This window comes from Streptomyces tendae (assembly GCF_014650435.1).
In the GTDB taxonomy this organism is placed as follows: domain Bacteria; phylum Actinomycetota; class Actinomycetes; order Streptomycetales; family Streptomycetaceae; genus Streptomyces; species Streptomyces tendae.
In genome coordinates, this window is record NZ_BMUY01000001.1 from 999,150 (window position 1) to 1,022,633 (window position 23,484).

Annotated in this window: 24 protein-coding genes; 11 read left to right on the forward strand and 13 right to left on the reverse strand. The window is 70.0% G+C overall.

Annotated elements, in window-relative coordinates:
* Position 1: 1 nt before the first annotated feature.
* From IE258_RS04600 to IE258_RS04615, 4 genes are all read right to left on the reverse strand, one after another.
* Positions 2-478 carry a MarR family winged helix-turn-helix transcriptional regulator gene (locus IE258_RS04600; protein WP_087807185.1) on the reverse strand — a complete coding sequence of 159 codons (477 nt, stop codon included), beginning with the start codon at positions 476-478 and terminating at the stop codon, positions 2-4.
* A 101-nt stretch (positions 479-579) separates the two neighbouring features.
* Positions 580-1,356, reverse strand: coding sequence for an AIM24 family protein (locus IE258_RS04605; protein WP_189739136.1), 777 nt, complete (start codon positions 1,354-1,356; stop codon positions 580-582).
* A complete protein-coding gene (locus tag IE258_RS04610; RefSeq protein ID WP_059301495.1) occupies positions 1,353-2,003 on the reverse strand; it encodes an AIM24 family protein in 651 nt (216 codons plus the stop codon). The genes IE258_RS04605 and IE258_RS04610 overlap by 4 nt, the downstream gene beginning before the upstream one ends.
* Before the next feature lie 2 nt (positions 2,004-2,005).
* Positions 2,006-2,638, reverse strand: a complete 633-nt coding sequence (locus IE258_RS04615; RefSeq protein ID WP_189739317.1) for an AIM24 family protein — start codon at positions 2,636-2,638, stop codon at positions 2,006-2,008.
* Between the two features lie 183 nt (positions 2,639-2,821).
* Here IE258_RS04615 and IE258_RS04620 point away from each other — a divergent pair, with 183 nt between their 5' ends.
* From IE258_RS04620 to icmA, 5 genes are all read left to right on the forward strand, one after another.
* Complete coding sequence (locus IE258_RS04620; RefSeq protein WP_003973588.1) at positions 2,822-3,166, forward strand: DUF3817 domain-containing protein; 345 nt, start codon at positions 2,822-2,824, stop codon at positions 3,164-3,166.
* On the forward strand, positions 3,163-3,456 hold the full coding sequence (locus IE258_RS04625) for an MTH1187 family thiamine-binding protein (protein ID WP_189739141.1): 294 nt from the start codon (positions 3,163-3,165) through the stop codon (positions 3,454-3,456). The genes IE258_RS04620 and IE258_RS04625 overlap by 4 nt, the downstream gene beginning before the upstream one ends.
* Before the next feature lie 89 nt (positions 3,457-3,545).
* Positions 3,546-4,055, forward strand: a complete 510-nt coding sequence (locus IE258_RS04630; RefSeq protein ID WP_087807181.1) for a MarR family winged helix-turn-helix transcriptional regulator — start codon at positions 3,546-3,548, stop codon at positions 4,053-4,055.
* Positions 4,056-4,132: 77 nt separating this feature from the next.
* Complete coding sequence (locus IE258_RS04635; RefSeq protein WP_161381253.1) at positions 4,133-4,474, forward strand: DUF3817 domain-containing protein; 342 nt, start codon at positions 4,133-4,135, stop codon at positions 4,472-4,474.
* A gap of 93 nt (positions 4,475-4,567) precedes the next feature.
* The gene (gene icmA / locus IE258_RS04640) at positions 4,568-6,268 is read left to right on the forward strand and encodes a coenzyme B12-dependent isobutyryl-CoA mutase large subunit (protein WP_159328412.1); all 1,701 of its coding nucleotides are present in this window, start codon (positions 4,568-4,570) and stop codon (positions 6,266-6,268) included.
* A 140-nt stretch (positions 6,269-6,408) separates the two neighbouring features.
* Here the strand turns inward: icmA and IE258_RS04645 are convergent, their stop codons facing one another.
* Entirely contained in the window at positions 6,409-7,044 is a 636-nt protein-coding gene (locus IE258_RS04645; protein WP_189739144.1) for a TetR/AcrR family transcriptional regulator, read from the reverse strand.
* 269 nt (positions 7,045-7,313) lie between these two features.
* On the opposite strand from IE258_RS04645, the gene IE258_RS04650 reads away from it, so the two are divergent.
* The 4 genes from IE258_RS04650 (at position 7,314) to IE258_RS04665 (ending at position 11,745) form a co-directional block, all read left to right on the forward strand.
* The gene (locus tag IE258_RS04650) at positions 7,314-8,291 is read left to right on the forward strand and encodes a tetratricopeptide repeat protein (RefSeq protein ID WP_189739147.1); all 978 of its coding nucleotides are present in this window, start codon (positions 7,314-7,316) and stop codon (positions 8,289-8,291) included.
* Positions 8,292-8,942: 651 nt separating this feature from the next.
* On the forward strand, positions 8,943-9,575 hold the full coding sequence (locus IE258_RS04655; protein WP_161381249.1) for a DUF6230 family protein: 633 nt from the start codon (positions 8,943-8,945) through the stop codon (positions 9,573-9,575).
* 117 nt (positions 9,576-9,692) lie between these two features.
* Positions 9,693-10,343 (forward strand): DUF6114 domain-containing protein, encoded by a 651-nt coding sequence (locus tag IE258_RS04660; protein ID WP_189739150.1) that lies wholly within the window; start codon positions 9,693-9,695, stop codon positions 10,341-10,343.
* Positions 10,333-11,745, forward strand: coding sequence for a prolipoprotein diacylglyceryl transferase (locus tag IE258_RS04665; protein WP_189739153.1), 1,413 nt, complete (start codon positions 10,333-10,335; stop codon positions 11,743-11,745). Before IE258_RS04660 ends, IE258_RS04665 begins: the two co-directional genes overlap by 11 nt.
* Before the next feature lie 76 nt (positions 11,746-11,821).
* Here IE258_RS04665 and pyk read toward each other — a convergent pair whose 3' ends face one another.
* The 3 genes from pyk to pta form a co-directional block, all read right to left on the reverse strand.
* Positions 11,822-13,252, reverse strand: coding sequence for a pyruvate kinase (gene pyk, locus IE258_RS04670; protein ID WP_159328407.1), 1,431 nt, complete (start codon positions 13,250-13,252; stop codon positions 11,822-11,824).
* 74 nt (positions 13,253-13,326) lie between these two features.
* A complete protein-coding gene (locus tag IE258_RS04675) occupies positions 13,327-14,550 on the reverse strand; it encodes an acetate kinase (RefSeq protein WP_189739156.1) in 1,224 nt (407 codons plus the stop codon).
* The gene (pta, locus tag IE258_RS04680) at positions 14,547-16,640 is read right to left on the reverse strand and encodes a phosphate acetyltransferase (protein ID WP_189739159.1); all 2,094 of its coding nucleotides are present in this window, start codon (positions 16,638-16,640) and stop codon (positions 14,547-14,549) included. The genes IE258_RS04675 and pta overlap by 4 nt, the downstream gene beginning before the upstream one ends.
* A 211-nt stretch (positions 16,641-16,851) precedes the next feature.
* Here pta and IE258_RS04685 point away from each other — a divergent pair, with 211 nt between their 5' ends.
* On the forward strand, positions 16,852-17,877 hold the full coding sequence (locus IE258_RS04685) for an ATP-dependent 6-phosphofructokinase (protein WP_189739162.1): 1,026 nt from the start codon (positions 16,852-16,854) through the stop codon (positions 17,875-17,877).
* 28 nt (positions 17,878-17,905) lie between these two features.
* Here IE258_RS04685 and IE258_RS04690 read toward each other — a convergent pair whose 3' ends face one another.
* From IE258_RS04690 to IE258_RS04710, 5 genes are all read right to left on the reverse strand, one after another.
* On the reverse strand, positions 17,906-18,619 hold the full coding sequence (locus tag IE258_RS04690) for a helix-turn-helix domain-containing protein (RefSeq protein ID WP_189739165.1): 714 nt from the start codon (positions 18,617-18,619) through the stop codon (positions 17,906-17,908).
* Between the two features lie 130 nt (positions 18,620-18,749).
* Positions 18,750-19,643 (reverse strand): carbohydrate ABC transporter permease, encoded by an 894-nt coding sequence (locus tag IE258_RS04695; RefSeq protein WP_189739168.1) that lies wholly within the window; start codon positions 19,641-19,643, stop codon positions 18,750-18,752.
* A gap of 1 nt (position 19,644) precedes the next feature.
* Positions 19,645-20,586, reverse strand: coding sequence for a carbohydrate ABC transporter permease (locus IE258_RS04700; RefSeq protein WP_189739171.1), 942 nt, complete (start codon positions 20,584-20,586; stop codon positions 19,645-19,647).
* Positions 20,583-21,959, reverse strand: a complete 1,377-nt coding sequence (locus tag IE258_RS04705; protein ID WP_189739174.1) for an extracellular solute-binding protein — start codon at positions 21,957-21,959, stop codon at positions 20,583-20,585. Before IE258_RS04705 ends, IE258_RS04700 begins: the two co-directional genes overlap by 4 nt.
* A 68-nt stretch (positions 21,960-22,027) precedes the next feature.
* Positions 22,028-22,900: a 5'-methylthioadenosine/S-adenosylhomocysteine nucleosidase family protein gene (locus tag IE258_RS04710; protein WP_373309711.1), complete on the reverse strand. Its 873-nt coding sequence runs from the start codon at positions 22,898-22,900 to the stop codon at positions 22,028-22,030.
* A gap of 33 nt (positions 22,901-22,933) precedes the next feature.
* On the opposite strand from IE258_RS04710, the gene IE258_RS04715 reads away from it, so the two are divergent.
* Positions 22,934-23,473, forward strand: coding sequence for a hypothetical protein (locus IE258_RS04715; protein WP_159328399.1), 540 nt, complete (start codon positions 22,934-22,936; stop codon positions 23,471-23,473).
* Positions 23,474-23,484 lie beyond the last annotated feature (11 nt).

Below are 23,484 nucleotides of genomic sequence, written 5' to 3' on the forward strand. Positions count from 1 at the left end.
CTCAGGGTCGTCCCCGCTGCCCGCGCAGGTGTTCCGCGATGGGCTTGAGCGCCTTGTCCAGCTCCGTCAGGTCTTCCGGGGCCAGCAGGTCGATGAAGTGCCTGCGGACGGATGCCACGTGGTGCGGCGCGACCTTCCGCATCGTCTCCATGCCGTGCTCGGTGAGGACGGCGAAGAGCCCGCGCCGGTCGGACTCGCAGTTCTCCCGCCGGACCAGGTTCGCGTTCTCCATGCGGGTGATCTGGTGGGAGAGGCGGCTCTTGGACTGCATCGTGGCCGTGGCCAGGTCGCTCATCCGCATTCTGTCGCCCTCCGACTCGGAGAGGTTCACCAGGATCTCGTAGTCGTTCATTGTCAGGCCGAACGGCTGCAGGTCCTTCTCGAGCTGGTGCGTCAACAGCCTGTTGACCTCCAGGTGGGTGCGCCAAGCACACTGCTCCGTATCGGTCAGCCAGCGGGTGGCCGTCTCGGTCTCCATGAATGAAGTCTACCTAAAAGGTTGAAAGGCGAACTAGTGAGGGGTTTTCCGTGACGGTGACGGTGCGCACGCGTTCGATGTCACACTCCGCAGATTACCGCTCACAGCCCGAAGCGGCGCTGGAGGTCTCCCAGCTGTCCGGGAAGCCCCGGTGCCCCGGACCGGCCTGTCGGCGCTCCGGAAGCCCCGCCTCCGGGCACCCCCGCCTGCTGCGGAGGAGTCCCCACGGCCTGCTCCGCCATCAGCGCCTCGCTCGACTGCAGCAGCACCGTCCCGGCCCCCACGAACTCGAACTGGTGCTCCTCCCCGGAGGCCCCGCCGAGCCCCGTCATCGCACGTAGACCGCCCAGTAGGCCGGTCATGTACCCATGGTCGTAGTGGTGGCACGGGGACGGGCAGTCGGCCCAGCCGACCAGGGCCTGCGGGTCGACCCGGATCGGCGGTTCCACGAACACCACCGGACCGTTGGACGCGGCCACGAACTTTCCGGTTCCGATCAGCGTCAGGAAGCCCGGCACGATCGACTGCTTGAGCGCGAGGCTTGGCTGAAAAGCGAGCAGGTTGCCCGAGCGAATGGTCAGGTTGCCTTCTTCGAGGTCGTACGAATTCACGTCGAAGGCCCGGTCGGCGAGGAGCATCTTGCCCGATCCCTCCGCCACGACCCAGTCGCTCGCGTGCAGTGGCGAATGGAACGACGTACGCACCAGCCGGTCCAGCCGGCCGTGCCCGATCCCGTTGAAATCGATCGTCCCGTAGTAGGCGATCATCTTCCCCTTCTGCAGGAACCACTGGCTCCCCTTCAGCTCCACGCAGAAGGTGTACGCGTTGACGTTGTCGTCGGCCGGCAGTGTCGCCGGGTCGTGGTGGACGGTGCTCACAGTTTCTCCTCCGACGCCTGGACGAACACCGTGCCGCTGCCGCTCAGCTCCAGCTGGAACGCCTCGCCGGAGCCGCGTCCCACCATGTCCCGCCAGCCCAGGGCCGTGGACAGCTTGTTGCGCACGTCCCCGTGGTGGGCGACGTAGGCCTGCGGGTCGACGCGCACCGGGCGCTGCGGGGTGATGGGCACCTCGAAGACGCCGCCGTGGGCCATCACCGCCACCGAGCCGTGGCCCTTGAGGGACGTGGTGAACAGTCCCTGCCCGCTCACCTGGCCCCGCACCATGCCCATGACGCCGCCCTGCGAGCCGAGGAACACCGTGCTCTGCTCCAGGGTGCCCTCGAAGGCGAGCAGGCGGTCCGCCTCCACGTACAGGGTGTCGCCCGACAGGTTGATCACCTGGACGTGGTGGCCGCCGTGCCCGAAGAACACGGTGCCGCTGCCCTCCACGGTCATCAGCGGCGTGTCCTCGTTCGCCACCCGGCGTCCGATCATCGACATGACCCCGCCCTGGCCGCCGCGCAGATTCGGGGTGAAGGACACCTCGCCGCGGTAGGCGAGCATGGCGCCGCGCTGGCTGAACAGCCGCTGCCCGGGTGCGACGGTCGCCTGGACCATCTTCGAATTGATCTCCTGGAAGGCCATGGTCAGACATCCCCCGCGATCGTGTTCCGCTCGCTCGGCTGCACGTACACCAGTCCGTCGCCCTCGAAGCGGATCTGGAAGGCCTCGCCGCCGCCCTCCCCGAACAGCGTGCGGAAGGTCACACCCGACTGGAAGGACTGCCGCAGGTTCCCCTGGTGCGCCACGTACGCGCCCGGGTCGACGGTCAGCGGGTACTGGGCGCTGACCCGCAGCACCACCGCCGGACCGTCGGACATGATCGCCGCCTGCCCGTGCCCCTCGATCGTCGTGGTGAACAGCCCGTTGCCCTGGGAGGCGCCGCGCGTGCCCGTGAAGCTGGTGCCGGTGCGCAGCCCGGCGTCGGCCGCCAGGAAGTTGCTCGACTCGACGTACAGCTTGTCGCCCTGGAGCCCCACCAGGGTGATCTCCGAGGCCCGGTCCGCGAACCAGCAGGTCCCCTGCCCTCTCACCTCCATCACCGTCATCTGCTCGCCGGTGATCCGCCGGGTCACCATGCCCCGGAGGCCCTCACCGCCGCCGCTCAGCTTCTTGAAGGCCATCTCCCCGTCGTACGCGACCATCGAGCCGTTCTTCGCCTTCACGGCGTCTTGGGTCATGTCGACGGCGAGGACCTTGCTGCCTTGAAGTCGGAACATCGCCACGCTGCGAAAGTAGCCCCGCCACGGGTGGACGGAACAGGGCCCACGGGTGGAGACCGACCCTGAGTCCATCCCTTGGGGCATTGTTTGCCACAATGGGCGAACGATTGTGCTTCCGTTCACAAGGCGGAGCGCACGCCGCCCGCGCCGTCAGCGACTCCCTCCCACCGAAGGTGACCCGTGGACCTCAAGACCGCCACCGCCCTCCGCCGCCTCCGCCTGGTCTCGGCCCCCGAGGCGATCTCGTTCCTCCTCCTGCTCGTCTGCTCCGTCCTGAAGCGGACCACCGACTTCAACGCGGTGCCGGCGATGGGCATGATCCACGGTGTCCTCTTCGTGCTGTACGTGATCTTCTGGGCCGACGCCTGGAACCGCGCCAAGTGGCCGCTGAAGACCGCCGCCCTCTACTTCGTCCTCTCGGTCCTGCCGACCGGCGGCTTCTTCGCCGAGCGCAAGCTCAAGCGTGAGGCCGAGAGCGCGGTCATCGCCTCCCGCGCCCGCCAGGAAGGGATCGTCAACGCATGATCGTCGCCTTCTCCGTGACGCCGCTCGGTGTCGGCGAGGACGTGGGGGAGTACGTCGCCGACGCCGTCCGGGTGGTCCGCGAGTCCGGGCTGCCCAACCGCACCGACGCGATGTTCACCTCGATCGAGGGCGAATGGGACGAGGTCATGGACGTCGTCCGGCGCGCCGTGGCCGCCGTCGAGGCACGCGCACCCCGGGTCTCCCTGGTCCTCAAGGCGGACATCCGCCCCGGCGTGACGGACGGCCTCACGTCGAAGGTCGAGACGGTGGAGCGCCACCTCGCCGAATGAGCGCCCGGCGAGCGCCGATGCGCGGTCGGTGGTATCGAAGGGCGAGACGGGGCTGACCGGCATATGACCGGCCGGTAAGGTCTCTTGCCGTGCCGAAGCCCCTCAGTCTCTCCTTCGATCCCATCGCCCGAGCCGACGAACTCTGGGCACAGCGCTGGGGCGGTGTGCCCTCCATGGCGGCGATCACCTCGATCATGCGGGCCCAGCAGATCCTGCTGGGCGAGGTCGACGCCGTGGTCAAGCCGTACGGGCTGACGTTCGCGCGGTACGAGGCGCTGGTGCTGCTCACCTTCTCCAAGTCGGGCGAACTGCCGATGTCCAAGATCGGCGAGCGCCTGATGGTGCACCCCACCTCGGTGACGAACACCGTCGACCGGCTGGTGCGCTCCGGTCTGGTGGCCAAGCGCCCCAACCCCAACGACGGCCGCGGCACGCTGGCCACCATCACCGACAAGGGCCGCGAGGTCGTCGAGGCGGCCACCCGCGACCTGATGGCGATGGACTTCGGCCTGGGCGCGTACGACGCCGAGGAGTGCGGGGAGATCTTCGCGATGCTCCGGCCGCTGCGGGTCGCCGCGGGGGACTTCGAGGAGGACTGAGCAGCGGGCCCGGCGGGCCCGGCGAGTCGCCCGACCCGGTCGAAGATCGCGCGAAACGGGCGGTTACGCTCGGAGCCATGAAAAAGAGCGTGCTGACCCGCTACCGGGTCATGGCGTACGTCACCGGTGTGCTGCTGATCGCGCTGTGCCTCGGCATGATCGCGAAGTACGTGCTGGACCTGGGCGGCGCCGCGGACTTCACCCAGGTCGTCAGCATCGCCCACGGCTGGCTGTACGTGATCTACCTGGTCTTCGCCTTCGACCTGGGCTCCAAGGCCAAGTGGCCGGTGAAGAAGCAGCTCTGGGTGCTGCTCGCGGGGACCGTTCCGACGGCCGCCTTCTTCGTGGAGCGCAGGGTCACCCAGGAGCTGGACGCGAAGGTCGCCGGCGCCGAGGCGCCCGCCGCCGCGAAGGTGTAACCGGGCCCTCACCGGCCGTCCCACCGCCGTACGGACACCCGTACGGCGGTACCCCATCGACATTTACTTGGACGTCCTAGTAAATTTGAAGGTATGGACGCTCATGCCATAGAAGAGGGCCGCCTTCGCTGGCAGGCCCGGTACGACGCGGCGCGCAAGCGCGACGCGGACTTCACCACGCTCTCCGGTGATCCCGTGGAGCCGGTGTACGGGCCCCGCCCCGGGGACGAGTACGAGGGCTTCGAGCGGATCGGCTGGCCGGGCGAGTACCCCTTCACCCGCGGCCTGTATCCGACCGGGTACCGGGGGCGTACGTGGACCATCCGGCAGTTCGCCGGGTTCGGCAACGCCGAGCAGACCAACGAGCGCTACAAGATGATCCTCCGGAACGGGGGAGGCGGGCTCTCGGTCGCCTTCGACATGCCGACCCTGATGGGCCGCGACTCCGACGACCCGCGCTCGCTCGGCGAGGTCGGGCACTGCGGGGTGGCCATCGACTCGGCCGCCGACATGGAGGTTCTCTTCAAGGACATCCCCCTCGGTGACGTCACGACCTCCATGACGATCAGCGGGCCCGCCGTGCCCGTGTTCTGCATGTACCTGGTCGCCGCCGAACGGCAGGGCGTCGACGCGTCCGTGCTCAACGGCACGCTGCAGACCGACATCTTCAAGGAGTACATCGCGCAGAAGGAGTGGCTCTTCCAGCCCGAGCCGCACCTGCGCCTGATCGGCGACCTGATGGAGTACTGCGCGGCCGGCATCCCCGCCTACAAGCCGCTCTCCGTCTCCGGGTACCACATCCGCGAGGCCGGGGCGACGGCCGCGCAGGAGCTGGCGTACACCCTGGCGGACGGCTTCGGGTACGTGGAGCTGGGGCTCAGCCGCGGTCTGGACGTGGACGTCTTCGCGCCCGGCCTCTCCTTCTTCTTCGACGCGCACGTCGACTTCTTCGAGGAGATCGCCAAGTTCCGCGCGGCGCGCAGGATCTGGGCGCGGTGGATGCGCGACGTGTACGGGGCCAAGAGCGAGAAGGCGCAGTGGCTGCGCTTCCACACGCAGACCGCCGGTGTCTCGCTGACCGCGCAGCAGCCGTACAACAACGTGGTCCGTACGGCCGTGGAGGCGCTCGCCGCGGTGCTCGGCGGCACCAACTCGCTGCACACCAACGCGCTCGACGAGACCCTCGCGCTGCCCAGCGAGCAGGCCGCGGAGATCGCCCTGCGCACCCAGCAGGTGCTGATGGAGGAGACCGGCGTCGCCAACGTCGCCGACCCGCTGGGCGGTTCCTGGTTCATCGAGCAGCTGACCGACCGCATCGAGGCGGACGCGGAGAAGATCTTCGAGCAGATCAAGGAGCGGGGGCTGCGGGCCCACCCCGACGGGCAGCACCCCGTCGGGCCGATCACCTCCGGACTGCTGCGCGGCATCGAGGACGGCTGGTTCACCGGGGAGATCGCCGAGTCGGCCTTCCGGTACCAGCAGTCCTTGGAGAAGGACGACAAGAAGGTCGTCGGCGTCAACGTCCACACCGGCTCCGTCACCGGCGACCTGGAGATCCTGCGGGTCAGTCACGAGGTCGAGCGCGAGCAGGTGCGGGTGCTGGGCGAGCGCAGGGTCGCCCGCGACGATGCGGCGGTGCGGGGTGCGCTGGACGCGATGCTGGCGGCGGCGCGCTCCGGGGGCAACATGATCGAGCCGATGCTGGACGCGGTGCGGGCGGAGGCGACGCTCGGGGAGATCTGCGGGGTGCTGCGGGACGAGTGGGGGGTGTACACGGAGCCGGCGGGGTTCTAGGCGCCGCGTGTTCCGGCGGGCGTCACCAGGGGGCTCCGCCCCCTGGACCCCCGGGCCTGTGCCCACCCACCACCCGACTCGGTCGGTCAAGAGGTCACCCGTCACCCGCCAGCGGGCTCGGTCGGCCGAGAGGTCACCCGTCAGCCGTCGCTCGGCTCGGGCGGTTGCGTGGTCAGGCCCCACAGGAGTACCTGCGTCAGGCCGCGTACCCACTCCTCGTTCGCGGCCTCCGCGCTGACCAGTGTGCGGTGCACCACCGATCCCGCGACCATGTCGAAGATCAGGTCGGCGGTGCGCGCCGCCTCCGCCGCGTCCGGCTCCGGCGGCAGCTCGCCCCGCGCCTGGGCCCGGGCCCTGCCCTCCAGCACCAGGCGCTTCTGCCGTTCGACGATCGAGGTGCGGATGCGCTCGCGCAGCGCGTCGTCCCGCGTGGACTCCGCGACCACCGCCATCAGACCGCTCCTGGCCTCCGGACGGGCCAGGATCGCCGCGAACTGGAGCACCACGCCCTCGATGTCGGCGGCGAGGGAGCCGCGGTCGGGCAGTTCCAGCTCGTCGAAGAGCTCCGCCACCGCGTCCACGACCAGCTCGTTCTTGCCCGCCCAGCGGCGGTAGAGCGTCGTCTTGGCAACCCCGGCCCGGGTGGCGACGTCTCCCAGGGTGAGCTTCGACCAGCCGAGGTCGACCAGGGCGGCCCGCGTCGCGGCCAGGATCGCGGTGTCCGCCGCGGCACTGCGCGGGCGTCCGGCACGGCCGGCGGGGGTGCTGCTCTGCATCCCCCGACCTTAACCGGCGGGTAACACGCGGCCCGTCGTGAGACAGATCACCGGGGCGGGGTGTCGCGACGCGCCCTGCTGGTATTACGCTACGACGCGTAGCGAAAGCGCGGGTCCACCCGCGCCCCAGCGACGACCACGGGCGTGGGGTGGGGACCCGGCGCCGAGCAGCACACACATCGGGCATGACACACACCGAACAGCACACATCCGGGCGGGCTTTCGACCCGGTTTTCACACGCGCGCGCCGTACGGGGGAGGATAGACCCATGCAGCCACGGAACATGTCCATGAGCGGGGTCGTCGACCTCGCCGCGGTGAAGCAGGCCCAGGAGGCCAAGGCCAAGGCCGAGCAGGCGCGCGCCGACGCGGCCCGGAACGGCGGGACGGGTGCCGTCTCCCCGGCCGACCTCGTGATCGACGTCGACGAGGCCGGTTTCGAGAGCGAGGTCCTGCAGCGGTCCACCGAGGTCCCGGTCGTCATCGACTTCTGGGCCGAGTGGTGTGAGCCCTGCAAGCAGTTGAGCCCGGTCCTGGAGCGGCTCGCCGTCGAGTACAACGGGCGCTTCCTCCTCGCCAAGATCGACGTCGACGCCAACCAGATGCTGATGCAGCAGTTCGGCGTCCAGGGCATTCCCGCCGTGTTCGCGGTCGTCGCCGGGCAGGCGCTGCCCCTCTTCCAAGGTGCCGCGGGTGAGGCGCAGATCCGCCAGACCCTGGACCAGCTGGTGCAGGTCGGCGAGGAGCGTTTCGGCCTGACCGGTCTCGTCGTCGACCCCGAGGCGGAGCCGGGCGCCGAGCGGCCCGCCGCCCCCGAGCGCCCCGCCGGGCCGCACGACGCGGCCCTCGACGCCGCCGTGCAGGCGATGGACGCGGGCGACCTGGGCGGTGCCGTCCAGGCGTACAAGAACGTGCTGGCCGAGGAGCCGGGCAACACCGAGGCCAAACTGGGCCTGGCCCAGGCCGAGTTGCTCCAGCGGGTGCAGGACGCCGACCCGCAGAAGGTCCGTCAGGAGGCGGCCGACAAGCCGGGCGACGCCCGGGCGCAGATCGCCGCCGCCGACCTGGACCTGGTGGGCGGCCACGTGGAGGACGCCTTCGGGCGCCTCATCGACACGGTGCGCGTCACGGCGGGCGACGACCGGGACGCCGTACGGCTGCGGTTGCTGGAGCTGTTCGAGGTGGTCGGCGCCGAGGACCCGCGGGTGGCCGCGGCGCGCCGGGCGCTCGCCCGCGCCCTGTTCTAGGCGGCGTCCGGCCGGCGCTCCGGATCGGCGCTCTAAACGCCGTCGGCGTGTTGCGTATGTGAAGGAGCTGTCGAAGAGGCGTCACTGCGGCCGCGCTTTACCAAAACTTGGTAATCGCGGCCGCTGTTACTGCCAGTAAGTCAGCGCCGCCGATCTGTCGGACTCTGTCCATCGATCAATAGTTTTGTTCCGCCCTCATGGCACACCCAGCGTCGCCGTTCGGGGCCGGTGCGTCGTCCCGCGGTCACACGCCCGCTACTAGCCAGTAACGAACCCCCTTGTGTCGACGGCGAGAATGCACCACGATCGGCGACGCTCGGTCCATTCCCGTACCCCGACAGCCGGTCGGGTGGCGGGGGTTCCTGGGTCCCCACCGAGCAGGGTCGGCGGCAGTGATGCCGGCCCTTGGGCAGGGGGGTCTTCGCTCATCCGGCGAAGCCTGTCCAGCAGGGTTGTGCGTGATGCGTGTCAGGCGCGACCAGTGGTTGTCGCTCGGGGGTGATCGCCGGTTGTTCGGGCGCGTTGTACGTGCCGCCGAGGACGGGCGCTCTCCTTCCCGAGGACGTAGCACTTCTCCCATCCCTGCCGGGCCGAGTCGCCGACTGGCGACGGGGCCGAGGCCAGGAGATGTACGTCCGAGAAGGAGGAAATATGGAGTCCCAGGTGCGTGGCGGGACCAGATGGAAGCGGTTCGCCGTGGTGATGGTGCCCAGCGTCGCCGCCACGGCTGCGATAGGCGTCGCGCTCGCGCAGGGCGCTCTCGCCGCGTCGTTCAGCGTGTCGGGTCAGTCGTTCAAGGTGACGGCGGACCGGCTCGACGGCACGGGCTTTATGCAGTACGGCGCGATCGACCAGGGCTACACGCTGAAGGGCGAGAAGACGGCTCACCCCGTCGCGGTCTCGGCGTTCAAGTCCGCGCAGATCAAGAACATGTGCCAGTCCGTGGTCACCCCGGACATCCCGCTGATCGGTTCGGTCAGCCTCATGCTGAAGGCCGGCGGTGGCGACACCCCGGTCAAGGCGGAGAACCTGTACATCGACGTCGAGGACCTCGAGGCCGATGCCACGTTCCGCGGCATCGACATCGGTGTGGCCGCCAAGGACGCCAACAAGGGTCCCGGCATCAAGAAGGGCGACACCACGAACCCGTACGGGTTCTCGCAGCAGGCCGACTCGGCCACGCTGACCGGCGTGAAGCAGACGGCGTGGGCGACCACCGCCGGAACCTTCAAGCTCAGCGGTCTGAAGATGTCGCTGTCCAAGGGTGTCAAGGAGTGCTACTAAGCACTCGCTGACGGGCGGGGGAGCCGGTGGCGCCCCCGCCCGTCCACTCTCCGGCCGCGCCTTCACACGCGGCCCACATCTCCACCACAGCAAAGCCGTACCAGGGAGCTGTTTTCCATGAGCGCCGAGACTCCTGCCGCAGCCGGCCAGTTCACCCGCCGGAGGCTGCAGTTCCGTGCCTGGCGAGGCGCGCGGCCGTTCTGGGCCGGCCTGTTCGTCGCGCTCGGCGGACTCCCCATCGCCTACTTCCCGTACGCGAACCTCCAGATCGGTCACCTGACGCTGGCGATGTCCACCACCGCGGGCGCCGGGTCCCTGATCATCGGCGTGCTGCTGGTCGTCCTGGGCGTCAGCCTGTGGTTCCAGAAGCACGTCCGGGTCTTCGCGGGCGTCGCGGCGATCCTGCTGGCGCTGGTGTCCATCCCCGTGTCCAACCTCGGCGGTTTCCTCATCGGCTTCCTGTTCGCGCTGGTCGGCGGGGCCATGGCCGTGTCGTGGGTGCCGGGCGAGCCGCCGCGGACCGAGCCGCCGCTGGAGGGCAAGGGCACGGACGGCGCGCCCGAGGGCGTGGTCCCCGCTGCCCCGGCCGACGACACCGCGTTCCCCGGCTTCCCGGAGTCCGGAACGCAGGCGGGCCCGGCCGTGCCCGGGCCGCGGGGCGGGATGGACGACGGGGAGCCCTCCCAGGGCTTCATGGCACCGGGGGCGCACGATCTGTCAGGAACGAGCCCGGCCAACGGGGCGAACGGGAGGCACAGTGCCGGCTGACGAGGTGACCCGCGGGACTGACGTGGAGTCGTCCCGTGTGAGAACCGGGCCGCGCCACGCGGCACCCAAGAAGCCGTTGTTCACCAGGTTCCACATGCCGGCCGGCAAGGCGATAGCCATCGCGGCGATGCCCACGGCCGTGCTCATGGGGATGGGGTTCACGCCGACGCTCGCCCTCGCCGACGGCAACGACGCGGCGCCGCCCTCCAACAGCCTGACGGCCGACGAGTACAAGGACTGCGTGGCGGCCCTCGAGGACGCCGAGAAGGACCCGTCCGAGTCGCCCACCCCCTCGCCCTCGGCGAGCGACGGTGCCGAGGACGGCAAGGACGACGCGAAGGAGCCCGACCCCTCGGCCTCCACCGGGGACACCGGCGAGGACGCGGGCAAGGACGACGGCTCGGACCAGGGCGACTCCTCTTCGTCGGATTCAGGTTCCGACGACAAGGGCGCCAAGGACGAGCAGGACGCCCCCGCCCCGAGCCCCTCCGCGTCGCAGAGCCAGGGTGCGTCCGGTCAGAGCGCCACGGAGCCCTCCCCGTCCGAGTCGGACGAGTCGGAGGACAAGGGCGGTCTGCTGGACGGCCTCGGCGACGCCATCGAGGGCATCTTCACCGGCGGCAAGAAGGCCGAGGAGAGCCCGAGCCCCACGCCGACCCCGTCGGCCTCCGAGAGCGCGGGAGACGCGTCCGACGCGCTCAAGGACACCACCGACGCGGTCACCGGCACCGCGAAGGACACCGTCGAGGGCGCGACCGACACGGCGTCGAAGGCGGCCGAGGACACCAAGGACACGGTGGACAAGGCGGCCGAGGCGGCCAAGGAGGCGGCGGAGAAGGCCAAGGAGGACGCGGCGAAGGCCACGGAGGACGCCACCGCCACGCCCAGCCCCAGCGCCTCCGAGAGCGCCTCCGGCACCGACGTCGACGACTGCCCGGCCGCCACCGACGAGGAGGGCGGCGTCGACAACAAACTGCCGCTGCCCGACGACCCGTGGTATCTCAACGCCAGCTCGCTGCTGCTGAAGGGCGCCTCCTACAAGGGCGTCGTCGAGGTCAGGACGGCCAACGGCACCACCAAGAAGGTGCTGAAGTACGTCATCTCCAACGGCACCGACATCGGCGACCTGCACCAGACGGTGAAGGACGAGCAGGCCGGCAAGACCTACCACGTGCAGGCGGCCGAGGGCTCCACGTCCACGATCCGCGACGGTGAGACGGTGATGTACACCGAGAGCATCTCCGGCAACCTGCTGGGGCTGATCCCGATCACCTTCGACCCGGAGCACCCGCCGCCGCTGGACATCCCGCTGATCTACTTCACCAAGGTGACGGTGGTCCAGGCCGGCCAGTTCGGCGGCACGCTCCACATCCCCGGGCTGCACCAGTACACGACCGACTGAGCACGACCGCACCACGCACCGAGGGCGCCCCCTGCGACAGGGGGCGCCCTCGGTACGTACGACGGGAAGGGGGCGGTCAGCCGCGCCGCGTCTCGCCCAGGTGGTGCACGCGGACCATGTTGGTGGTGCCGGGCACGCCGGGGGGCGAACCGGCGGTGATCACGACGATGTCGCCGTCGTTGAACCGGCCGAGGCGGACCGTCTCCTGATCCACCAGGTCGACCATCTCGTCGGTGCTGTTCACGAACGGCACCACGTGCGGCTCCACGCCCCAGCTGAGCGCCAGCTGGTTGCGGGTGGACTCGTCGGTGGTGAAGGCCAGGATGGGCTGGCAGGCGCGGTAGCGGGAGAGCCGGCGGGCGGTGTCACCGGACTGGGTGAAGGCCACCAGGCCCTTGCCGCCGAGGAAGTCGGCGATCTCGGCGGCGGCCCGGGCCACCGAACCGCCCTGCGTGCGCGGCTTCTTGCCCGGCACCAGCGGCTGGAGGCCCTTGGAGAGCAGCTCCTGCTCGGCGGCGGTGACGATCTTCGACATCGTCTTGACCGTCTCGATCGGGTACGCGCCCACCGACGACTCCGCCGACAGCATGACCGCGTCCGCGCCGTCCAGGATCGCGTTGGCCACGTCGGAGGCCTCGGCGCGGGTCGGACGGGAGTTGGTGATCATCGACTCCATCATCTGGGTCGCCACGATCACCGGCTTGGCGTTGCGCCGGCACAGCTCGATCAGGCGCTTCTGCACCATGGGGACCTTCTCGAGCGGGTACTCGACGGCCAGGTCGCCACGGGCGACCATGACGGCGTCGAAGGCCGCGACGACGCCCTCCATGTTCTCCACCGCCTGCGGCTTCTCCACCTTGGCGATCACCGGGACCCGGCGGCCCTCCTCGTCCATGACGCGGTGCACGTCGGCGACGTCCTTGGCGTCCCGGACGAAGGAGAGGGCGACCAGGTCGCAGCCCATGCGCAGCGCGAAGCGGAGGTCCTCGACGTCCTTCTCGCTCAGCGCGGGGACGTTGACCGCGGCCCCCGGCAGGTTGATGCCCTTGTGGTCGGAGATGACGCCGCCCTCGATGACGATCGTCTTCACCCGGGGGCCCTCGACCTCGGTGACCTTCAGCTCGACGTTGCCGTCGTTGATGAGCACCTGGTCGCCCTTGGTGACGTCACCGGGCAGGCCCTTGTACGTCGTGCCGCAGATCGTCCGGTCGCCCGGGACGTCCTCGGTGGTGATGGTGAACTCGTCACCCCGCACCAGCTCGACGGGACCCTCCGCGAAGGTCTCCAGGCGGATCTTCGGGCCCTGCAGGTCGGCGAGGACACCGATGGCCCGGCCCGTCTCCTTGGCGGCGGCCCGGACCCGGTCGTAACGACCCTGGTGCTCGGCGTGAGTGCCGTGGCTGAAGTTGAAGCGGGCCACGTTCATGCCGGCTTCGATCAGCGTGACGAGCTGCTCGTGGGAGTCGACCGCGGGGCCGAGAGTACAGACGATTTTCGAACGGCGCATGGGTGCCATCCTATCGGTTTGTTTCGGCGCGGAATATTCCGGCTGGCGGAAAATACAAAAGGGCGGGATGCCGCTCAGGTGAGATTCGGATTCCCCGATTCATTTACCAGCGCGTAGGTCTGTGTCGCGATCTCCATTTCCTCGTCCGTCGGTACCACCGCCACCGCCACCCGCGCCTCCGCGGGCGAGATCAGCCGGGCCTCCTCGCCGCGTACGGCGTTCAGCTCGCCGTCCACCGCAAGGCCCAGTCCTTCCAGGCCCGCCACGGCCGCCTCCCGGACCGGCGCCGCGTTCTCCCCGACCCCGGCCGTGAACGCCACCGCGTCCACCCGTCCGAGAACGGCGTAATAGGCCCCGATGTACTTCTTCAACCGGTGGATGTAGATGTCGAAGGCCAGCCCCGCCTGCTCGTCGCCCTCGTCCACCCGGCGGCGGATCTCCCGCATGTCGTTGTCACCGCACAGACCGAACAGACCGCTCCTCTTGTTGAGAAGAGTGTCGATCTCGTCGGCGGACATTCCGCCAACACGCATCAAATGGAAGATGACGGCCGGGTCCATGTCTCCCGAGCGCGTACCCATCACGAGCCCCTCCAAAGGCGTCAGCCCCATGGAGGTGTCCACGCACCGCCCGCCCCGCACCGCCGACGCGGACGCCCCGTTGCCCAGGTGCAGCACGATCACGTTCACGTCCTCGGGCGCCCGGCCGAGCAGCCGCGCGGTCTCCCGGGAGACGTACGCGTGCGAGGTGCCGTGGAAGCCGTAGCGGCGGATGCGGTACCGGTCGGCGATCTTCGGATCGATCGCGTAGCGCGCCGCGGACTCGGGCATCGTCGTGTGGAACGCGGTGTCGAAGACCGCCACCTGCGGCAGGTCGGGACGGAGCGCCTGCGCGGTGCGGATGCCGGTGAGGTTGGCCGGGTTGTGCAGCGGAGCGACCGGGATCAGCCGCTCGATCTCGGTCAGCACGTTCTCGTCGATGAGAGTGGGCTCGCTGAAGAACTCGCCGCCGTGCACCACCCGGTGCCCGATCGCGGCCAGCTCCGGGGAGTCCAGGCCCAGACCGTCCCGGCCCAGCTCGGCGGCGACCGCCTTCAGGGCGGCCTCGTGGTCGGCGATCGGGCCCTCCTGCTCCCGGGTGTCGCCGGCGGCCACGTGGGTGTGCTTCAGCCGGGACGTCCGCTCGCCGATGCGCTCGACCAGCCCGGCCGCCAGCCGCGCTCCGTCGCGCATGTCGATCAGCTGGTACTTCACCGACGAGGAGCCGGAGTTGAGGACGAGGACACGCGTGGAACTCACTGGGCGGACGCCTTCTCGGTCGGGGACTGCTGGGCCTGGATCGCCGTGATGGCGACGGTGTTGACGATGTCCTGCACGAGCGCGCCCCGGGACAGGTCGTTGACCGGCTTGCGCAGGCCCTGGAGCACCGGGCCGACCGCGATGGCACCGGCCGAGCGCTGCACCGCCTTGTACGTGTTGTTGCCGGTGTTCAGGTCGGGGAAGATCAGCACGCTGGCCTGCCCGGCGACCGCGGAGCCGGGCAGCTTGGTCGCGGCGACCGACGGCTCGACCGCCGCGTCGTACTGGATCGGCCCCTCGATGCTCAGGTCGGGGCGGCGCGAGCGGACCAGCTCGGTGGCCTCGCGCACCTTGTCGACGTCCGCGCCGGAACCGGACGTGCCGGTCGAGTACGACAGCATCGCGATCCGCGGCTCCACCCCGAACTGCGCCGCCGTCGACGCCGACTGGGCGGCGATGTCGGCGAGCTGCTCCGCGTCCGGGTCCGGATTGACCGCGCAGTCGCCGTACACCAGCACCTTGTCGGCCAGGCACATGAAGAAGACGGAGGAGACGATGGCGGCGTCCGGCTTGGTCTTGATGATCTCGAAGGCCGGGCGGATGGTCGCCGCCGTCGAGTGCACCGACCCCGACACCATGCCGTCGGCGAACCCTTCCTGCACCATCAGCGTGCCGAAGTAGTTCACGTCGGAGACCACGTCGTACGCCAGCTCCACGGTCACGCCCTTGTGGGCGCGCAGCGCGGCGTACTTCTCGGCGAAGGAGTCGCGCAGCTCGCTGGCGGCCGGGTCGATCAGCTCGGCACCGGCCAGGTCGATGCCGAGGTCGGCGGCCTTCTTGCGGATCTGCTCGGCCGGTCCGAGCAGGGTCAGCTCGCACACGCCCCGGCGCAGCAGCACCTCCGCCGCGTGCAGCACCCGCTCCTCGGTGCCCTCCGGCAGGACGACCCGGCGCAGGTCGGAGCGGGCCTGCTCCAGAAGCTTGTGCTCGAACATCATCGGCGTGACGCGGTCGCTGCTGGGGGCGGAGACCCGCCGGTTCAGCTCGGCGGTGTCGACGTACCGCTCGAAGAGGCCGAGGGCGGTCTCCGCCTTGCGCGGGGTGGCCGCGCCCAGCTTGCCCTCCAGGGAGAAGAGCCGCTCGGCGGTGGGAAAGCTGTTGCCCGTCACCGAGAGCACCGGCGTGCCGGGGGCCAGCCGGGCGGCGAGGGTGAGGATGCCCTCGCCCGGCACCTCGTTCAGGGTCAGCAGCACGCCGGCTATCGGCGGGGTGCCGGCGCTGTGCGCGGCCAGCGTGCCGATCACCAGGTCGGCACGGTCGCCGGGCGTGATCACCAGGCAGCCCGGGGTCAGCGCGGCCAGCAGGTTGGGCAGCATCGCCCCGCCGAAGACGAAGTCCAGCGCGTCGCGGGCGAGCCCGGAGTCGTCACCGAGGACCACCTCGGCACCCAGGGCGTGCGCGATCTGGGAGACCGTCGGCGCGGACAGGGCGGGCTCGTCCGGCACCACCCAGCACGGCACCGGCAGCCGGTGCCCGAGCCGCTCGGCGATCTCGTCCCGGTCCTCGCGCGCCACCCGGTTGGCCACCATGGCCAGCACGTCGCAGCCCAGGCCGTCGTAGGCGCGGAAGGCGTTGTGGGTCTCCGCCAGCACCGAGTCGGCGCTCTGCCTGCGGCCGCCCACGACGGGGAGCACCGAGGCGCCGAACTCGTTGGCGAGCCGCGCGTTCAGCGACAGCTCGTCCGGGAACTGGGTGTCGGCGTAGTCGGTGCCGAGGACCAGCACGACGTCGTAGTCCCGCGCGACCAGGTGGAACCGGTCGACCAGCGCGGACACCAGCTCGTCCACGCCCTGCTCGGCCTGGAGGAGGGAGGCCTCCTGGTAGTCCATGCCGTAGACCGTCGCCGGGTCCTGTGAGAGCCGGTAGCGGGCGCGCAGCAGCTCGAAGAGCCGGTCGGGCCCGTCGTGCACCAGGGGACGGAAGACACCGACCCGGTCGACCTGCCGGGTCAGGAGCTCCATCACCCCCAGCTCGACGACCTGGCGGCCGTCGCCGCGGTCGGTACCGGTCACGTACACGCTGCGCGTCACGCGTGCTCTCCGTTTCGTCTGGGTGAGCGTTTCGTCGGGCTGATTCGTCGGGCTGGGTCGTCGGGCTGAGGGGATGGGCGGAATCCTCTTGACAGTACCTCCGGCGATGGTTATGGCGCCCGTCAGCGGCCGTCAGCGCCCGCCGCCGTCCGGGGCGTGAAAGAATTGGATCGGCTCACCGGTGTCAACAGCGAGCAGGAGACACAGCACGATGCGTATCGGAGTTCTCACCGCAGGCGGCGACTGCCCCGGCCTGAACGCAGTGATCCGGTCGGTCGTGCACCGAGCGGTCGACAACTACGGCGACGAGGTCATCGGCTTCGAGGACGGCTACGCCGGGCTCCTTGACGGCCGTTACCGCACCCTCGACCTCAACGCGGTCAGCGGCATCCTGGCCCGCGGCGGCACCATCCTCGGCTCCTCCCGCCTGGAGCGCGACCGGCTCCGCGAGGCCTGCGAGAACGCGGGCGACATGATCCAGAACTTCGGCATCGACGCCCTGATCCCGATCGGCGGCGAGGGCACGCTCACCGCCGCCCGGATGCTGTCCGACGCGGGCCTGCCGGTCGTCGGCGTGCCGAAGACCATCGACAACGACATCTCCTCCACCGACCGCACCTTCGGCTTCGACACCGCAGTCGGCGTCGCGACCGAGGCGATGGACCGCCTCAAGACCACCGCGGAGTCCCACCAGCGCGTGATGGTCGTCGAGGTCATGGGCCGGCACGCCGGCTGGATCGCCCTGGAGTCCGGCATGGCCGCCGGCGCCCACGGCATCTGCCTGCCCGAGCGCCCCTTCCACCCCGCCGACCTGGTCAAGATGGTCGAGGAGCGCTTCGCCCGCGGCAAGAAGTTCGCCGTCGTCTGCGTCGCCGAGGGCGCCCACCCCGCCGAGGGCTCCATGGACTACGGCAAGGGCGCCATCGACAAGTTCGGCCACGAGCGCTTCCAGGGCATCGGCACCGCGCTCGCCTTCGAGCTGGAGCGCAGGCTCGGCAAGGAGGCCAAGCCGGTCATCCTCGGCCACGTCCAGCGCGGCGGCGTGCCCACCGCGTACGACAGGGTGCTCGCCACCCGCTTCGGCTGGCACGCGGTGGAGGCCGCACACCGGGGCGACTTCGGCCGGATGACGGCGCTGCGCGGCACGGACGTGGTGATGGTGCCGCTGGCGGAGGCGGTCACCGAGCTGAAGACGGTCCCCAAGGACCGGATGGACGAGGCGGAGTCGGTCTTCTAGACCCTGGATCTCCAGACCTCGGACACGCTTACGGGTGCTTCTCCACCGCCGTCCAGAAGTGCTCCACTATCCGGTCGAGGAAGTCCCGGCCCCCGGCGCTGGAATCGGCCGCGCCGCCGCCCCAGGTCAGGGTGGCGGTCATCCGCCCCTGGTAGTCCTGGTGCAGCACCTGGAGGACGTTCTCCAGCACGCGCCGGTCCAGCGGCGCCAGCTTGGCGATCGGGCGCACACAGCCCTGCCAGCGGGTGGTTACCGCACTCGTCAGCAGGTCGGCGAGCTTCTCCTCGCGCCCCGTGACGGTCACGAAGTCGGGCAGCGTGAGGCCGAGCACGTCGGCGAGCTGGGCCGACTGACGGTCGGTGCCGCGCCAGTCGTCCGCCTCCTCCATCCGCAGGTAGGCCGGGAGCCCCAGCCCGACCGCACGGGCCACGTCCTCGGGTGCCAGACCCCGGGCGACGCGGTGCTCGCGCAGGGACTGCGGCCGCCCGATCAGCTCACCCGGCGAGCACCACAGCACCCCGGCGAGCGCGGTCAGCTCCGGGCCCTCGGGAGCGGCGGCCCCCCGCTCCCAGGCGATGACGAGGTCGGGGGTGACGTACGGCAGCCCGTACGAGACCCGTATGCCGTGGGCGACGTGCTCGGGCCCCATGTTGAGGGCGGCACGCAGCCGACGGGCGGCGAGGGCGTTGAACGGGGGGCCCGACTGGCTCGGGCCGGGTGAGGGTCGGCGCACGCGCCACACCGTAGGGGTCCGCGGCGATGCTGACTACGGGCTGTTCGGCCAGCGATACGGATTGTAGGAACGTACGGGGGGCGCGCGGACCAGGCTGCGCCCCCGTCCCCTACCCCCGTTGCCTATCTCCCCCCGGCCCTCACCCCTTCACCGCACCGCCCAGCGCGAAGCCGCCGCCCAGCCGCCGGGAGATCAGCACGTACAGCAGCACGACCGGCGTCGAGTAGACGATCGAGAACGCCGCCAGCTGCCCGTACGCCACCATGCCCCGGTTGCCGAAGAAGTCGTTGATGCTGACCGAGGCGGGCATCTGGTCCGGGGAGAGCAGCAGCATGAAGGGGACGAAGAAGTTGCCCCACATCATCACGAACGAGAACACCGTCACCACCGCCACCCCCGGCCCCATCAGCGGCAGCACGATCCGCAGCAGCGACTGGAAGGACGACGCCCCGTCCGTCCACGCCGCCTCCTCCAGCTCCTTTGGCACCCCGTCCATGAAGTTCTTCATCAGCCAGATCGCGAAGGGCAGCTGCGAGGCGGCGAAGAAGAAGATCGTCCCCTGCATGGTGTCGATCATGTTGACCCGTACGAACAGGGCGTAGACCGGCACCATGATCGCCGTGATGGGCAGGCTGGTCGCGAACAGGATGGTGAGCAGGAACGGCCGGTTCAGCCGCGACCGGAAGCGGGAGAGCGGATACGCGGCGAGCGCCGCGCACACCACCGTCAGCAGCGTCGCCCCGCCGCACAGGATCAGGCTGTTGAGCAGCGGGGTGAAGGTGATCTCCGAGGTGAGGATCGCGTCGAAGTTGTCCAGCGTCACCCCGTCGGGAACCTTGACCCGCAGGCTCGCGTGCGGGTCGAGGGCGGACAGCACCACCCAGGCAAGCGGCAGCACGAAGGCCGCGGCCACCACCAGCAGCCCGGTGTCGGCGGCGGCCCGGCGCCGGTTGCGCCGGGCGGCGGGGGCCGCCGTACGGCGGGCGGCCCTGGGCGTTCGAGAGGCCGGGCGAGGCGCGAGGGTGTCCGTCATCTCAGACCTCCGTCCGCAGCAGGCGCAGGTACACGACCGAGAACAGCGAGCCGATCAGCAACAGCAGCAGCGCCACCGCCGTGCCGTATCCGATCAGGCTGTTCTGGAAGGCCTGCTCGTACATGAACAGCGGCAGCGTCTGGCTCTTGCCGCTCGGCCCGCCCCTCGTCATCACCCAGATCAGCCCGAAGACCGACAGCGTCTGGAGCGTGTTGAGCATGAGGTTGGTGCCGATGGAGCGCCGGATCATCGGCAGCGTGATGTGCCACATCCGGCGCCAGCCGCTCGCGCCGTCGACCTCGGCGGCCTCGGTGACCTCCTTGGGGATCTCGTTCAGCGCGGCCGAGTACACCAGCATCGAGAACGCCGTGCCGCGCCACACGTTGGCGAAGGACACCGCCAGGATCGGCAGCGTGAACAGCCAGTTCTGGGAGGGCAGGTGCAGCCAGTCCAGGATGGCGTTGAGGGTGCCCTCGCGCCGGAAGAAGGCGTAGAGCAGGAAGCCCGCCACCACCTCCGGCAGCACCCAGGCCGTGACAACGATGCCACCGGTGAGCGTGCGGACCGGCTTCGACGCCCGCTGCATCAGCGAGGCCAGTGCGAGCCCCAGCGTGTTCTGCCCGATCAGCGAGGACAGCACGGTGAACACCAGGGTCAGCCATACGGCGTTGAGGAACGCCTCGTCCTTGAAGGCGCGGGTGAAGTTGTCGAAGCCGACGAAGGACTCCTGGGCCTGCCCGGTGAGCTGGAGGTCGGTGAAGGCGATGACCACGCAGTAGACGATCGGGCCGGCGAGGAAGAGCACCAGCAGGACGACGGCGGGGGAGACGGGCAGGGCACGGAAGAGGGAGCGCCGGACGGTGCCGGACCGGGTGCCGGAGGGCGGAGACGCGGGCGCCTTCCGCACCTCCGGCCCGGCGTGCCCCGGCGCGGTGGCCGTCACTTGCTCACCACCTGGTTGTCGGTGGCCTCCTTGAGCGCCTCGTCGTAGCCGCGCGCAGCCTCCTCGACCGACTTGTCGCCGGTCGTCACGCCCTCCATGGCCTCCTGGATGGCGACGGACACCTTCGGGTACGCCGGGTAGGCGGGCCGGTAGTGGGTGTCGGCGACGAGGTCGGTGAAGAACTTGATGCCGGGCTGGGCGTCGACGTAGGCGGGATCGTTGGCGACGTCCTCGCGGACGGAGATGCCGGAGTTGGCGATGTACCACTTCTGGGCGTTGGCCTTGGTCTGCATCGTCTTGATGAACTCGAAGGCGAGGTCGGGGTTGCCGGCCTTGTCCGGGATGGACCAGGTCCACCCGCCGGACATGCTCACCCTGCCGGGAGCCTGCCCGTTCTGCGTCGGCATGGCGGCGAGCCCCAGCTCCTTCGACCACTCGGGCCACTCGTGCCCGCTGCCCTCCAGCCAGTCCTGCGGCAGCCAGGAGCCGTCGAGCGCGATCCCGAGCTTGCCCTGCGGCAGCAGCTCGCCGCGGATCTTGGTGGAGAAGTTGGGGTCGAGCGCGTCGGAGACCTCCGGGCCGAGCTTCTCCTTGTACACGGTCTCGACGAAGGAGAGGGAGTCCTCGAACCCCTGCCCCGCCGTGATCCACTTCTTGCTGCCCTTGTCGTACAGCGGGTCGGCGTTCCCGTCCCCCGTGCCGTACAGCAGCATCTCGAAGCCCTGCATGGTGGCCATCTCGCCGGCGGGCTTGCCGGTGTAGACGTTGAGCGGGGTGACGCCGGGGACCTTCTCCTTGATGGTGCGGGCGGCGTCGAGCACCTCGTCCCAGGTCTTCGGCTGCCAGTCGGCGGGCAGCCCCGCCTTGGCGAACACGTCCTTGCTGAACCACAGTCCCCGGGTGTCGGTGCCGTCCGGAACGCCGTACGTCTTCCCGTCCTCGCCCTTGGCCGCCGCCTTGGCGGTGTCGATGAACTGATCCCAGTCCTTCCACTTGTCCAGGTACTCGTCGATCGGCTTCAGGTACCCGCTGGTGATGTCGGAGTTGATGAGAAACGTGTCCTCGTAGACCAGGTCGGGGGCGGTCTTGGGGGAGCGGAGCATCTGCTGGAGCTTGGTGTAGTACTCCGAGTCGGGTGCCTTGATCGGCACCAGCTCGACCTTCTTCCCCGGGTTGGCCTTCTCGAACTGCTTCTTGATGTCGCCGAGGTAGGTGTCCATCACCTTGATGGAGTTGTCCGTCGACTGCTTGAAGGAGACCTTCACCGTGTCCGGATCGCTGCCGGAGCCGCTTGAGCAGGCGGCGAGCGAGATGGAGGCGAGCGCGGTGAGGGTGAACAGGGCGGTGAACCGGACGGTGGAACGCACGGGCATGACCTCCTACGGGCACACGACACTGTGGCCTGGACGGCTGCTCGGCGAACGTAAGAGGAATGGTCTAGTCAGGTCAATGAGTGTGCGCCGGATTGACCCCGGAGGAGGTGATCGGCCTTGCCGGTGACGGGGCCGTGGAAGGTGCCGCCCCGGAAGTCGATGTGGTCTCCGCCGTACGTCGCTCCTTGGGGCTCCTCCTCGGAGTCGGAGGAACCCTCCCGGGGCCGGTGCTTGTGCAGCACCGCCACCGTCACCGCCGCGGCGTGCTCGGCGGCGCGCTGCTGTGAACCCGAGGCGTCGGCCTGGTGCTTTCCGGCGTCGGCGCGGTCGCTGATGCCCCGAATGACCAGGGCGTTCAGCCGGCCGCTCAGGTGGGCCGCCTGGAGGGCGCCGGAGCCCTCCGTCTCGATCGCGCCCGCGTCGTTGTAGCTCCGGCGGAGGAACCGGGCGAGCTCCGATTCGGCGTCCGCCAACACCACGTCCCCCGTGGCGATCGGCAGGAAGTGCGCCCGTACGCCGGGCATGTCCCGCACCGCGGAACGGGCCGCCTGCTCCAGAGCGTGCGAGCCCGGCAGGGCCTTGGGCCGGACGAGGAAGCCCTCCGGGGTCTGCTTGCCGCCGTGGATCTCGTACACCTGCGTGCCCACGACGACGTCGCCGATCTCGATGTCGTCCTTCAGGCTGCCCGCGACCCCGACGAACAGCACCGCCTCGGGGCGCAGCCAGTCGATGAGCTGGGTGGTGAGGACGCCGGCCCGCTCGGCGCCCATGCCCAGCTCGGCGAGGGTGACGTGCCAGGAAGTCGACGTCAGTCGGCCCACTTCGACCCGGGTGCCGTCCCGGTGCACCCGCTCCTTCCGCTCCACCACGTGCGCGCGGATCGCGGCGTATTCGAGCGGGAGTGCGGTCAGCACCAGAACGGTGGGCTGGATGTCCGGCATAGTCATAAGTTACCGCTGGGAGAAGGGGATCGAGTGCCGGAACAGGACGTCACGGTGGGGCAGTTGCTGCTCGCCGAGTACGAGAGCGTGAAGAGCGAGCAGAGGGCGAGGATCGGGTTCCGGGACAACCTCCTCTACGTGACGCTCGCCGTCGTGGCCGCCGTCATCGCCGCCACGGCCCAGGCGGAGCAGCCCTCGATGCTGCTCGCGCTGCCGCCGGTGTGCCTCGTCCTCGGGTGGACCTACCTCGTCAACGACGAGAAGATCTCCGCGATCGGGCTCTACGTCCGGGACGATCTGGGGCCCAAGCTGGCCGAACTCGCGGCGCACAGCAGCGGGTTCGCGACCTTCGGGTGGGAGGCGTACCACCGGAGCGACACCCGGCGCCGGTCCCGCAAGACGATCCAGACCGTGATCGACCTGACGGCGTTCTGCGCGGTACCGCTGGCGGCGCTGGTCGTTTTCTGGGTGAACGGGGACGCCACCCGACTGCTCGTCGCGCTCTCGGTGCTGGAGGCGCTCGCCGTGGCGGGGCTCGCCGCACAGGTCGTGTGGTACGCGAAGGCGGCGTGATCGTCCCTCTC

What these genes read in the sequence shown, in the direction of transcription:
- IE258_RS04600 (WP_087807185.1), bottom strand. Translation starts at nt 478, where the DNA reads ATGGAGACCGAGACGGCCACCCGCTGGCTGACCGATACGGAGCAGTGT.
- IE258_RS04610 (WP_059301495.1), bottom strand. Translation starts at nt 2,003, where the DNA reads ATGGCCTTCCAGGAGATCAATTCGAAGATGGTCCAGGCGACCGTCGCA.
- IE258_RS04615 (WP_189739317.1), bottom strand. Translation starts at nt 2,638, where the DNA reads ATGTTCCGACTTCAAGGCAGCAAGGTCCTCGCCGTCGACATGACCCAA.
- IE258_RS04625 (WP_189739141.1), top strand. Translation starts at nt 3,163, where the DNA reads ATGATCGTCGCCTTCTCCGTGACGCCGCTCGGTGTCGGCGAGGACGTG.
- IE258_RS04635 (WP_161381253.1), top strand. Translation starts at nt 4,133, where the DNA reads ATGAAAAAGAGCGTGCTGACCCGCTACCGGGTCATGGCGTACGTCACC.
- icmA (WP_159328412.1), top strand. Translation starts at nt 4,568, where the DNA reads ATGGACGCTCATGCCATAGAAGAGGGCCGCCTTCGCTGGCAGGCCCGG.
- IE258_RS04645 (WP_189739144.1), bottom strand. Translation starts at nt 7,044, where the DNA reads ATGCAGAGCAGCACCCCCGCCGGCCGTGCCGGACGCCCGCGCAGTGCC.
- IE258_RS04650 (WP_189739147.1), top strand. Translation starts at nt 7,314, where the DNA reads ATGCAGCCACGGAACATGTCCATGAGCGGGGTCGTCGACCTCGCCGCG.
- IE258_RS04655 (WP_161381249.1), top strand. Translation starts at nt 8,943, where the DNA reads ATGGAGTCCCAGGTGCGTGGCGGGACCAGATGGAAGCGGTTCGCCGTG.
- IE258_RS04660 (WP_189739150.1), top strand. Translation starts at nt 9,693, where the DNA reads ATGAGCGCCGAGACTCCTGCCGCAGCCGGCCAGTTCACCCGCCGGAGG.
- pyk (WP_159328407.1), bottom strand. Translation starts at nt 13,252, where the DNA reads ATGCGCCGTTCGAAAATCGTCTGTACTCTCGGCCCCGCGGTCGACTCC.
- IE258_RS04685 (WP_189739162.1), top strand. Translation starts at nt 16,852, where the DNA reads ATGCGTATCGGAGTTCTCACCGCAGGCGGCGACTGCCCCGGCCTGAAC.
- IE258_RS04695 (WP_189739168.1), bottom strand. Translation starts at nt 19,643, where the DNA reads ATGACGGACACCCTCGCGCCTCGCCCGGCCTCTCGAACGCCCAGGGCC.
- IE258_RS04705 (WP_189739174.1), bottom strand. Translation starts at nt 21,959, where the DNA reads ATGCCCGTGCGTTCCACCGTCCGGTTCACCGCCCTGTTCACCCTCACC.
- IE258_RS04710 (WP_373309711.1), bottom strand. Translation starts at nt 22,900, where the DNA reads ATGCCGGACATCCAGCCCACCGTTCTGGTGCTGACCGCACTCCCGCTC.